At 59.4% G+C, this 12,019-nt stretch carries 9 protein-coding genes; 2 read left to right on the top strand and 7 right to left on the bottom strand.

Going from position 1 to position 12,019, the window contains the following annotated elements:
• Positions 1–4 precede the first annotated feature (4 nt).
• Together lpdA and NTD86_RS12700 are read left to right on the top strand one after the other, a co-directional pair.
• Entirely contained in the window at positions 5–1,402 is a 1,398-nt protein-coding gene (gene lpdA, locus NTD86_RS12705; protein ID WP_262202682.1) for a dihydrolipoyl dehydrogenase, read from the top strand.
• 67 nt (positions 1,403–1,469) lie between these two features.
• Positions 1,470–2,249 carry an acetoin reductase gene (locus tag NTD86_RS12700; RefSeq protein ID WP_262202680.1) on the top strand — a complete coding sequence of 260 codons (780 nt, stop codon included), beginning with the start codon at positions 1,470–1,472 and terminating at the stop codon, positions 2,247–2,249.
• Positions 2,250–2,514: 265 nt separating this feature from the next.
• Here the strand turns inward: NTD86_RS12700 and betI are convergent, their stop codons facing one another.
• The 7 genes from betI to NTD86_RS12665 all read right to left on the bottom strand — a co-directional run bounded on the left by betI (position 2,515) and on the right by NTD86_RS12665 (position 12,015).
• The gene (gene betI / locus NTD86_RS12695; RefSeq protein ID WP_262202678.1) at positions 2,515–3,162 is read right to left on the bottom strand and encodes a transcriptional regulator BetI; all 648 of its coding nucleotides are present in this window, start codon (positions 3,160–3,162) and stop codon (positions 2,515–2,517) included.
• A gap of 139 nt (positions 3,163–3,301) precedes the next feature.
• On the bottom strand, positions 3,302–4,747 hold the full coding sequence (locus NTD86_RS12690; protein WP_262202676.1) for a purine-cytosine permease family protein: 1,446 nt from the start codon (positions 4,745–4,747) through the stop codon (positions 3,302–3,304).
• Between the two features lie 65 nt (positions 4,748–4,812).
• Entirely contained in the window at positions 4,813–5,997 is a 1,185-nt protein-coding gene (locus NTD86_RS12685; RefSeq protein ID WP_262202675.1) for an iron-containing alcohol dehydrogenase, read from the bottom strand.
• Between the two features lie 10 nt (positions 5,998–6,007).
• Positions 6,008–7,504, bottom strand: a complete 1,497-nt coding sequence (locus tag NTD86_RS12680; protein WP_262202674.1) for an aldehyde dehydrogenase — start codon at positions 7,502–7,504, stop codon at positions 6,008–6,010.
• Between the two features lie 317 nt (positions 7,505–7,821).
• Positions 7,822–9,483, bottom strand: a complete 1,662-nt coding sequence (locus tag NTD86_RS12675; RefSeq protein ID WP_262202673.1) for a CapA family protein — start codon at positions 9,481–9,483, stop codon at positions 7,822–7,824.
• Positions 9,484–9,595: 112 nt separating this feature from the next.
• Positions 9,596–10,678: a M14 family metallopeptidase gene (locus NTD86_RS12670; RefSeq protein WP_262202672.1), complete on the bottom strand. Its 1,083-nt coding sequence runs from the start codon at positions 10,676–10,678 to the stop codon at positions 9,596–9,598.
• A gap of 44 nt (positions 10,679–10,722) precedes the next feature.
• Positions 10,723–12,015, bottom strand: coding sequence for an MFS transporter (locus NTD86_RS12665; RefSeq protein ID WP_262202670.1), 1,293 nt, complete (start codon positions 12,013–12,015; stop codon positions 10,723–10,725).
• Positions 12,016–12,019: the final 4 nt, after the last annotated feature.

Here is a 12,019-nt window from a genome sequence, read left to right as displayed (position 1 = left end):
CACCATGACCGATAAATACGATGTACTGGTGATTGGCGGCGGGCCCGGCGGTTACGTGGCGGCCATACGCGCCGCCCAGCTGGGCCTGAGCACGGCCTTGGTCGAACAGCAGCATTTGGGTGGCATCTGCCTGAACTGGGGCTGCATCCCCACCAAAGCCATGCTCAAAGGCGCCGAAGTCGGGCACACCTTGAAGCACCTGGATACCTTCGGTTTTAGCGCGGACAACATCCAGTTCGACATTGCGCAACTGGTGGCCCACAGCCGTGGCGTGTCGCGCAAACTGACGGCCGGCATCGCTTACCTGCTGAAGAAAAACGCCGTCACGGTGATCGATGGCCGTGGCCGCGTCAGCGCCAAAGGTGAAGTCACCGTCACCGGCGAAAAGGGCGAGGCGGTGTACCAGGCGCGGCATATCATTTTGGCCACCGGCGCACGGCCCAGGCCGTTGCCGGGGCTGGTGGCCGACGGGCAAAAGATCTGGAGCTACTTCGACGCGCTGGTGCCCAAGACTGTGCCCGAGTCGCTGCTGGTGATTGGCTCTGGCGCCATCGGTGTCGAGTTTGCCAGCCTGTACAACGACCTCGGCAGCCAAGTGACGCTGGTGGAAGTGGCCAGGCAAATCATGCCGGTCGAAGACCACGACGTGGCCAGCCTGGTGCAGCGTGAATTCGAGCAACGCGGGATTCGTGTCCTGACCCAGACCAAAGTCAGCGCCGTGCAAGGCGAGGCCGGCGCGCTGAGCTGCCAGCTCACTCTCGGTGACGGTAGCGAACAGACCGTGCAGGTGGCACAAGTGCTGTTGGCGGCGGGCATTGTGCCCAACACCGAAGACATGGGCCTTGAAGCGCTGGGTGTTGAATTCGACAAAGGCTTTATCAAAACCGACGCCTGGTCGCGCACCAGCGTGGCCGGGCTGTACGCGATTGGCGACGTGGCCGGCGCGCCATGTCTGGCGCACAAGGCCAGCCATGAAGGGGTGATCTGCGTCGAGAAACTGGCCGGTGTCGAAGGTGTGCACCCGCTGAACAAAAGCCGCATCCCCGGCTGCACCTATGCCCGACCGGAAGTCGCCAGCCTGGGCCTCACCGAAGCGGCGGCGCGCAGCTTGGGCCACACCATCAGCGTGGGGCGTTTCGACTATCAAGCCAACGGTAAAGCGCTGGCCATGGGCGAAAGCACCGGCTTTGTGAAAACCATTTTCGACACCCAAAGCGGTGAACTGCTTGGCGCCCACATGGTGGGACCGCACGTGACCGAACAGATCCAGGGCTTTGGTATCGCCCAGGCGCTGGAAGCCACTGATGAGGCGCTGAGTGAGGTCATCTTTGCCCATCCGACCCTCAGTGAAGCGATGCATGAAGCCGTGCTCGCAGCCCGAGACCGTGCGCTACATCAATAGACACGTCGGCGGTCTGGACTAAGGTTGAGGCCGCAGACACCGCTAACTGTTGAAAGGAGCCCAACGAATGAAACTCACTGCAAAAGTGGCATTGGTCACAGGAGCCGCGCAGGGCATTGGCCGTGGTATCGCACTGCGCTTGGCAAAAGACGGCGCCGACATTGCGCTGGTCGACATCAACCAGGACAAACTGCGCCAAGTGGCCGAAGAGGTTCAGGCGCTGGGCCGCAAAGCCAGCACCTTTGTGGCCGACGTGGGCGACCGTGAGCAAGTGTTCCAGGCTGTTGAGCATGCCCACAGCTCGCTCGGCGGGCTGGACATCATGGTCAACAACGCGGGCATTTCGCAGGTCAAGCCGCTGCTGGACGTAACGGCTGAAGAAGTTGAGCGCATCTACCGCATCAACGTACAAGGCACCTTGTGGGGCATCCAGGCCGCGGCCGAGAAGTTCCAGGCGCTCAAGCGCAAAGGCAAAATCATCAACGCCAGCTCCATCGCAGGCCATGAAGGCTATGCCTTACTGGGTGTTTACTCCTCCACCAAGTTCGCGGTCCGCGCGCTGACCCAGGCGGCGGCCAAAGAACTGGCGGTGCACGGCATCACCGTCAACGCCTACTGCCCTGGCGTGGTGGGGACCGACATGTGGGTCGACATCGACAAACGCATGTCAGAAATCACCGGCGCGCCGATTGGCGCCACCTACGATAAATTCGTCAACGGCATCGCCCTGGGCCGTGCCGAAACCCCGGAAGACGTCGCGGCCTTCGTCGCCTACCTGGCCAGCCCGGACGCCGACTACATGACCGGCCAAGCCCCGCTGATCGACGGTGGCTTAGTCTTCCGCTAACCCACAAAACCCGTAGGAGCGAGCTTGCCTCGCGATCTTTCAAGGTCAAAAGATCGCGAGACGAGCTCGCTCCTACAGAAAAGCCTTTGAAATTTAGGTGCCTGCTTGCACTCAGGCGCGTTGGGTGGATCGGGAACTGATTCTTTCAGGGGGACAACTCCTAGGGGCTGTCCCTTTGTGTAATGGCTGATTTCAAAGGCTGACCGCTCACCCGGTAGTCGCAGCCTCGTATCTGGTCAGCAACTACAGGTTTTGTTTTTGCCTGTTAAGCGGGCAGTGGCTGCGCGCTGTTCACAAACATTTGCGCCGTGGTGATGCAGCATTTCTCGGCTTTTTTGGAGCTGAAGGCTTTGTGGTCGAGGGCCCATTCCAGCCAAAAACCGTCGATCAAGGCGGTGATGGTCAGGGCTGCGCTTTTGGCGTCGATGTGGGTGCCGTTTTCGCGGGCGATGTCGTTGAACACGGCTTCCAGCTCTTTGCGGTAGTCGGCGTAGAGCTTTTTGTTGAGCGCGCGCAATTGGTCTGACGACACGGCCGCGCCCCAGAAGCCCAGCCAGGTGGTGAGGATGAATTCGTTGAAGATCTGCCCCCGAAACGAGGAGCGGATAATCGCCAGTAACCGGTCTTGCGATGAGCCGCCCTGGCTGGCCAGGTATTTGCGGGTTTCTTCGCGCAGTTGGTCGGTCAGCGCCTGATAGGTGGACAGCATCAGCTCTTCCTTGCTGGAAAAATGATGGCCGATCAAACCGATGGAAACACCGGCCTGTGCGCAGATGCGCTCCAGTGTGCTGCCGCTGTGGCCGTACTGGGTGATGCATTGCATGGTGGCTTCGATAATCGCCTTGCGCCGCAACTCCGGGTCTATGCGGGTTCGGCGCTTTTTGAGCTCAGGCACTGCGGCGTCACCACTCATTCTTCCATTCTCCGACACTCAACCGACGCTTAAAAACAGGGCGCCAATTTAGCAATTTTTTGTCGGGCGAGTGGCAGGAATTAGTCGGAGCTAGCGGTTCACTGCCCGTTGCAGCCAGTGAACCGTGTTCAAACGACGATCAGCTTGCCTGTAAGCGGGCTTCCAGGTCCTTGTCCAGATGGTCGATTTGCGACAGCTCTTGCTGGATGTTCTGCGAGCGGCACAACCACCAATAGACCACGCCCGAGACGATCAACCCGACGATCATGCTGATATCGGCTCCGCCCAGCAGAGTGGTGACGTAGCCGGTGTACAGGCCGGTGCTGGAGAACGGCAGCATGGCGACAAAACCTGCGACGTAAGCGCCGATGCCGCGCCAGTTCCAGCGACCGTAGATGCCGTTGGGTTTGAAGATTTCGGTGATCGAGAACTTGCCGTGGCGGACTTTGTAGAAGTCCACCAGGTTGATGGCCGTCCACGGTGTGAACAGGTACAGCAGGATCGCCAGGAAGTCGCCGAAGTCCTTCACGAAGTTATCCGAGGCGGTCATGGCGATGGCGATGGCCGTGCCGCCCACAATCAGCATCGAGACGATGCGTTTGAGCAGGGTAGAGGTCTGGCTTTTTACGGTGTCGGCAATGCTGAGCAGGGTGATCGAGGCACCGTAGAAGTTCTGCGCCGCGCTGGTGACCAGACTGAGCACGGCCAGAATCAGGAGGATTTCGCCGAAGCCGCTGAACAATGAGTTACCCAGCATGACCAAGCCTTTGGCCAGGTTTTGACCGGGGCTCAAGGCCGCGGCCAGGGCGCCGATCAGCATCATCCATACGCCGCCGATCATGGCGCCGAAGTAGGTCCACCAGAACGATGATTTGACGCTGACATTGGCCGGCAAATACCGCGAGTAGTCCGACACATAGATCGCCCAGCTCAACTGATACGCCGCAGCGACAAAGAATTGTGCGAGGAACGGCGTGGCCTTGAAGCCCGACATGCTCAGTTGTTCGGCGGGCAGTTTGACGAAAATAAACAAGCCGATGGTGAACACCACCATGACGGCAATCAGCACAAAGGCGAGAAACCGCTGCACTTTGTGGAAGGTGTTATACCCGGCAATAGCCATGACAATGGCCAGCAGCGAGAAGGCAATGGCCGAGCCATGCTCCGGTGCGTTGAACAGCTCATGCAGGGTTTGCCCGACCAGCAATTGGTTGAACGCGTTGTAGCCCACATAAGTAGCGATGGCCACCACGTATACCAACAGCGCGCCCAGGTAGCCAAACTGCGGTCGAGACTGGATCAGTTGCGGCAGGCCCATTTGCGGGCCCTGGGTGGAGTGGCCGGCCATGAACAGCGTCCCGAACGCACACCCGAAGAAAATAGCGATCGCCGACCAGAACAGGTTGGCGCCCATGCCGATACCGATGATGCCCACCGCGAGGGTGGTGAGGTGGGCTTCGCCGCAAAACCAGATCGGCCACAAGTGCCAGGCTTTGCCGTGTCGCTCGGCCAGCGGGACATAATCGATGGAGCGTGTTTCAAGGTTGAGGCGTCCTTTGGACGCAGCTTGGGTAGAGTCAGACATCGCGGTGGCACCTGTTTTATTTATTGTGGTTACACGACAAAGCAATGGTTGGGTGTTTCAGGTCATCAGTCGCGGGCGTGGTCGATGGCGTGGGCCAATAGTGCCTTGAGTTGCTCAAGGGAGCTGTCGCGAGGGTTGGTCAGGCGTGCGGGGTCGCCCATGGATTTGAGGGCCAGCGCGTCGATGTCGGCGTGTTGAACGCCGAGCGCGGCTAAAGACTTGGGAATGTTCAGACGGTCTAGCAGTGTGCATACGGCGTTGTAGAACGTGTCGAAACGGTCATCCGGCAGGTCCAGCACCTGTGCCACCGGCTTGAGCCGCGCACTGATCTGGGCCTGATTGAAGCGCAACACCACCGGCAAAATAATTGCGTTGGTCAGCCCGTGATGGGTGTTGTAGGTCGCGCCGACCATGTGGCTCAGGGCGTGCACCAGGCCCAGGCCCTTGAGAAAGGCCACGCCCGCCAGGCACGAGCCGATCAGCATTTTGCCGCGCGCTTCCAGGTCTTGCCCCTGATGCACGGCGGTGTCGATGGAATGCCACAGCAAGTCCAGCGCTTGCAGGGCCGCGCCGTCACTCAGCGGGTTGAAGCTGGGCACGAAGTAGGCTTCCAGCGCGTGGATGATGGCATCCAGACCGGTCCAGGCAGTGAGGTTGGCGGGCAGGCTGCGGGTCAGTTCCGGGTCGAGGATGACCGCTGAAGGCCGTGCCAGCGGGTGCCAGACGCAGCCTTTAATGCCGCGCCGGGTGTCAGTGACCATCGCCGTGCTTTCAGTTTCGGCACCGGTGCCAGCCGTGGTTGGAATCGTGATGACCGGCGCAAAGTCGTCTGCGTGAAAGCCCTGTGGCACTGGTTGATCAAAATCGAACGCCCACAGGTCGCAACGCTGCTGGCGGGCGATCAGGGCCACCGCTTTGGCGCCGTCCAGGCCGCTGCCGCCACCCAGGGCGATAATGCCGTCCGCGTCCCAGGCTTGGTAAGCCTGCGCTCCGGCAACAATAGTGCGGTCGGTCGGGTTGGGCTCTATACCTCCGTACAGCCCGCAGGCCAGGCCTGCGTCGTTCAAGGCGTGCTGAATCTCGGCTACGAATGGCAGGTTCAGCGAGCCTTGGTCGGTGATGATGAACGGCCGCTGAATGTTGAATTGTTTGCACAGGGCGACCAATTCGTGACGGGCGCCGGGGCCGTATTCCATCGGCAAGGGTACGGTCCATTTTTGTGGGATTAATGCGGAAAGAGTGTTTTGCACAGGACTCACCTTAACGGCAACGCTGGATGGTGGATTTCAACTCGGTGTATTTGCTGAGCGCGTGGGCCGAGTTGTCGCGGCCATTTCCCGACGCCTTGAAGCCGCCGAACGGGAAGTTCATGTCCACCAGTTCGTCATAGCAATTGACCCACACGGTCCCGGCCTTCAGGCGGCGGGTAGCGTTATGTACGGTGCTGATGTCCGAGGACCAGATCGCTGCCGCGAGGCCGTATTCGGTCTGGTTGGCAATGGCGATGGCTTCGTCCAGCGTGTCGAAGACAATGACCGTCAGCACCGGGCCGAAGATTTCTTCGTTGGCGATGCGTGCGTTGGCGTCGTGGGCCAGGAATATCGTGGGCTGCAGATACGCGCCCGTCCCGGCCAACGTTAATGTGCGACCGCCGGTGAGCAGTTGCGCCTCGTGCTCGCCGATCTCGATGTAGCGGCAGACCTGATCGAGTTGCACGCTATCAATGATCGCGCCGGTGACAGATGCAGGATCTAGAGGATGGCCGGGTTGATAGTGCTCAGCGGCCTGCAGCAGTTCTGTTATCAGCGTATCGGCAATCGAACGCTGCACCAGCAGACGCGAGCCTGCGCTGCACACTTGGCCCATGTTGGCGAAAATCGCGGCGGCCGCAGAACGCGCGGCTTGCGGGATATCCGGGCAGTCGGCCATGACGATATTGGCTGACTTGCCGCCTAGCTCCAGCCACACGCGCTTGAGGTTTGAAGATGCGGCATTTTTCGCGATTTCACGCCCTACCTTGCCCGAGCCGGTGAAGGCGATGCAGTCGACGTCCGTGTGCAGGCTCAAGGCTCGGCCGGCTTGGCCGTCGCCACACACCACGCTGAATACACCCGCCGGGAGCCCGGCTTGCAGGCCCAGCGCGGCAATGCGTAAGGCGCTGAGCGGGGTTTTCTCAGAAGGCTTGAGCACCACGCTATTACCTGCGGCCAAGGCCGGGGCGAACTTCCAGGCGGCCATCAACAGCGGGTAATTCCACGGCACTACGGCGGCCACCACGCCCAGCGGTTGGTGGGTCACGGTGCCGAAAAACTGCGGGTCGATGGCCGGGACTTCGCCGTGCACCTTATCGATCAGCTCGGCGAACCAGCGCAGGCAATAAATCGTGCCGGGCAGGTCGCCGCCCGTGGTGTCTGCAATAGGCTTGCCGCTGTCCAGAGACTCCAGCAAGGCCAATTCTCGCGTATGTGTTTCCAGCAACTGCGCCCATTTCAGCAACACCGCTTTACGCGCTTGAGCGCTGATGGCTGACCACACCCCGGCCTCAAAGCTGCGGCGGGCAGCAGCGACGGCCAGGTCAATATCGGCACTGGCGCACTGCGCAACGGCTGCTAGGGGGGCGCCGTCTATTGGGCTGTATGAGGTAAACGTGGCGCCGCTTTGGGCATCGACATAAGCGCCATCAATAAACGCTCGACCTTCGAGTGGCAGCGTTCGGGCTTTTTCGAGCCAATAGGTTTGATCTTTCAACTCTGGCACTGCAACACCTCATCTTATTCTTGTCAGGCTGAGGGCAATGCTAGGTAATACTGAAAATATCTTCAATAGCGCTTTGGTGCTTTATTGAAATTATTTTCAGTTGTTATGTCCGTGAATGCAGGCCAAAGCCCACCTGTAGGAGCGAGCTTGTCTCGCGATCTTTTGAGTTTTCATGGGGATATGACGACTGCTGTGGCGAGAGATTTTTTTCTGCCGACACGGCCTCTGTAGGAGCGAGCTCGTCTCGCGATCTTTTGATCTTAAAAGATCGCGAGGCAAGCTCGCTCCTACAGGTAGGTGGTTATAAGAGGAGGGTGTTACGCGTCAAAACGTTGGGCAATGCTCGAAAGCGGCGACAGGATGTCGTTCCACACTTTGTCACGCAGGTGCGGCAGTTGGCTCTTTTCCAGCTCGGTCAGGCCAAACGCGTTCGGCCTTTGCAGCACGTCGAAGAACTTGACGATGCGGCAGTCGAAACGGTCATCTTCGGGGTCCTCCGGCTTTAGTTTCTGGTTGACGATATACAGCGGCAGCGCCTGCAAATTGAACAGCCCGGTAGTGCCCTTCACCTTGCCGATGTTGAACTTCACGCTGTATGCCAGCTTGGAGTTGCGGCTGTCAGGGTGGTAACTCACAAAATCGCCGAACGCGTAGATCACCAGCGCGTCCTGTTTGCCGGTACGCGGGATCAGTTGCGCGGGCTGGCTGACATGTGGGTGGTTGCCCAGAATCGTATCGACGCCGCACTCAATGACCTTGTGCGCGGCATCGACGATATTGACGTGGGGGTACATTTCAAACTCCCAGCCCCAGTGGCAATAAGCGATGATCCAATCCGCGCCCTTGGCCTGCGCCGCAGCGACCTGCCTTTTGATCAAGGTGTAATCAGGCGGCGGGTTTACATCGTTAAAGCGCACTTCGTTGGCCAAGTAAGACTTGCCCTCGGGCACCAAGTGGCCGTTAAGGTCAAAAGTGTAGGCCAGCAGCGCCACCTTGATGCCGTCTTTTTCAAAGATCACCACCTCGTTCTGCTCTGCCTGGCTGGCGGCCGTACCGGCATACAGCGCGCCCGATCTTTTGAGCACGTCGAGGGTGGCCAGCACGCCCGGTTCGCCATAGTCCATGGCGTGGTTGGTCGCGGTGCTGAAGAAGTTGATTTTGGCCTCGTGGCGGAACTTGTCGAACATGGCCTGGGATGTGTTCATCCGTGCCGGTTCGCCGGGCTGCTGGTTACGGGTAGGCTTCTGGTTTTTATCTACCGTGGATTCGAGGTTGGCGCTGACAATGTCGGCGCTGCTGTAAAAATCGGTGATTGCATCGAACAAGTGCTCGGTGTTTTCTGGCGTCAGTACATCCACCGCAAGCAAATCCCCGGCGCAAGACACCGACACCGAAGCAATTGTGTTGTCGGCGTCTGGCGACGGGTCTGTCAGGTTGAAAAACTCAAAGCGCTGGGACGCGAAAAATTCTTCCAGCCCCGAGCCCAGTTCAGCAACTTCCAGCTGATTGAACCAGTACCGGTACACCCACTTGAGCTTTTCGAATGCACTGCCCGAAATGTTGTACACCCCGGTTTCAGGCTGCGGGTAGTGGAACTGGTCATAGCAGATGTAGCTCGCCAACAGCACCCCAAGCCGGGCCAGGGTGCGCTTGTTCTTGAGTTTTTTAAGCGAAGGCGGCAACTCGCCGAAGCCCGGATCGACAAAGATCTCATCCAGGGCGATGTCAGAGGCTGAGCCGATCAACTCCGGCAACAGTGGCTCAACCTTGGCCCAGACCTTGAGCGGGTCATGTTGCGCCACCCAGCCAAACAGCTCACGCGCGCATTCAAGCTCTTCGGGGGTGAGCGTCTCGACAGGCTTTAACTCCCCCAGCGCCACACGCTGAAGGGTGGTGGTGATCTCATCGCCATGCTCATCAAGTGTGGTCTTGAGCTGCTGCATGATCTGTCTTAACGCTTCCATCAAATATGCATTCATCCTGAATATCCTTTTTGGCTTGAGAGGTGACTCCATCGACGGCGTGCTGGCGAGGGCACCATCAACTTAGTCCAGCAATGGCACTGGAGATTTGCGCTGATGTAACAGATTGCTACGTCATGGAAAGCCCTTTCAGGGTCTGTGCCATGACCTCTCGCGCTTGTTCCAGCACGCGTCGTTTCCAGTCATCGCTATCAATGTAGAAGGCATCGCGAAGTTGTCGCTTGATTTGAGTGCGTTGGGTGTCATTAGCCTGTGGATTGTTCTGCAACCATTGATCGGCGCGCAGTGCGTTGAGCACGGCAGGGCCGGGTTTGGTGCCGTATTCCAGGGTCAAGCCGTTGTACTGAGCCAAGGGACATTCTTGCATCACGGCCAGGTCCAACGTGCCGTTGAGCACGGCAGAGGAAGACGAGCCGTCTTCGCTGGAGGTGACCTGCGGCCCCCACCATTCACGCGCCCGGGCAATGTCGTTTGAGGTGGTGTGCCCTTTGTAAATGCGCTCGCCTACGCCATAAGGGCCGAGCCCCGTGTGCACGTCGATCCAGCCGATGCGTTGGCAATGGCTGCCCAGACGGCGGATGATCTGGCGCAGTTGCAGGTTGCTCCAGGTGGGTTGAGTGCCCGCAAAAAATAGACCGCGCGGATCAATGTGCTGTCCGCTGGTGATGGCTGCTTGCAGTGCTTTAGGCCCGTGTCGCAAGGCGTAACCCGCCAACCTCAGGGTGCTGAGAAGCGTAGGCGGCTGGCGCTTTGGTACCAGCCACGGGGCGACGGCACGGTAAGGGGAGTGAACGGGCAGCGGCTGGCTGAAGTCATTGAAGTTACGATTGAGGTCGACGTTGTCTTCGTTGACCCGGCGCAGCCAAGAGAAGCCATAAGGGTTGAGCGCATGCAGATACAGCACGGCCACATTCTCTCGGTGGCTGTCATGCATCCAGTTGCGGTCACGCAGGTGATCGACTTGCACTGCCGAGCCGCAAAAGCCTTCAACACCGTGGACGCCGCTGCTCACAACCAGCAAATTGGCCGCACAGGGCGATCCTGAAAGCGCCACATCAATGGCCAGTTCTTCTCCCTCCTTGCCGGTCAGCGGGTGAAGGTGAGATTCCACCTTGAGGTCAGCATTGGAGCAGGCCTCAAGGAATTTTTGCCGCGCTTGGGCGTAGCTCTGTGAAAAGCAGGATAAGTCCATCAAGCAGTTCCTATGCAAAGTCGGGAGGTGTCATGACGCGCAGGCTAGGCCGGGCTGGCGGCCGGTAAACCTGCAAGGGGAGTGTCGGCATTGAGCTCGCGGCGGGTGCGCTCCGGGTCGATCAACAGCAGCCCAAGTACGCTGAAGACCAACAGGGTGATGCCAAACAGGCCGATGGCCAGTTCGAAGCCGTTCACCAGGTTGCCGTGCTGCCAGCCAATGGCCTGCCCGACCACTAGGGGCGCGAGCATGCCGGCCGTGGTCATCAAGGCGATATGGATGGCCAGCATGCTGCCGCGTTGGCGGGCCGGTGCGATGTGGGCAACGATGCTGAAACCAAACGCAGACAACAGGTTGAGCAGAATGCTGCCCAGCAAAAACAAGCCCAGCGTCACGGTCAGGGCCGTGGTGGTAAAGCCCATGACGATGTACGCCACGCCCGCAATCAGGCAGGCGAGCAACGGTGGCACCACCATCGCTTTGCGGATGCTGGCGCCACGTTTCATGGCGCGTTGGGCCAGGCTGGAGACCAGCAGGTTGATGGCAATCACCCCCAGCGTGGTGGCAAGCACCAGGTAACCGGATTGCATGGGCGTCATGCCCAACCCTTTTTGCAGGTACGTCGGCAGCCAGCTGTAGAGCAGGGCGTTGGGCAAGTAACTGCAAAAGGCGACCAGAGTGATGCAGACAAAGGTGCGGTTGAGCAACAAACGGCCATAAGGCAGCGTCGGCAAGGTCTCGCCGTTGGCTGTTTTGGTGTCATCGTGCTGCCCTTCGCGGCCATAAAGTTGCCACAGCAGCAGCCAGATCAGGCCAATCCCGGCCAGCAGCACATACCCCGTGCGCCAGCCGTAATGCTCTATCAATTTGGGCAAGGCAAGCGCCCCGGCGATGGCGCCAAGCATGATTGCCACCTGAATCAGCGCGGCCGGCAAGACCCGTTCACGGGTGGCGTACCATTTGAAGCAGGCGTGCTGGGTGACGGCGGTGCCCGGCCCGCAACCGGCACCGAGCAGCACGCGACTGGCTAACAGGCTGATGAACGTCGTGGACAGGGCCGCGAGCAATTGTGCGGTCATCCACACCAGGGCCATGCCTGACAGGATCCAGCGGCTAGGCATGCGGTTGGCCACAAAGCCCACCAGCACGCCGGAGATCGAATACAAAAAGAAAAACGCACTGCTGATAAAGCCGAACTGCTCGGCTGTGAGCTTGAGTTCGTCAATGATCTGCGGGCCGGCAAAGGCAAAAATGGTTTTATCCAGCACGCTGATAATGACGACGGTCATCAACAGCGCGACCACCAGAGGGCGACGTTTATCGGTCAATGAGTGCATGGGT

It is taken from the genome of Pseudomonas sp. 7P_10.2_Bac1, from assembly GCF_025465935.1.
Lineage (GTDB): Bacteria > Pseudomonadota > Gammaproteobacteria > Pseudomonadales > Pseudomonadaceae > Aquipseudomonas.
This window is presented reverse-complemented; position numbering and strand designations above follow the sequence as displayed.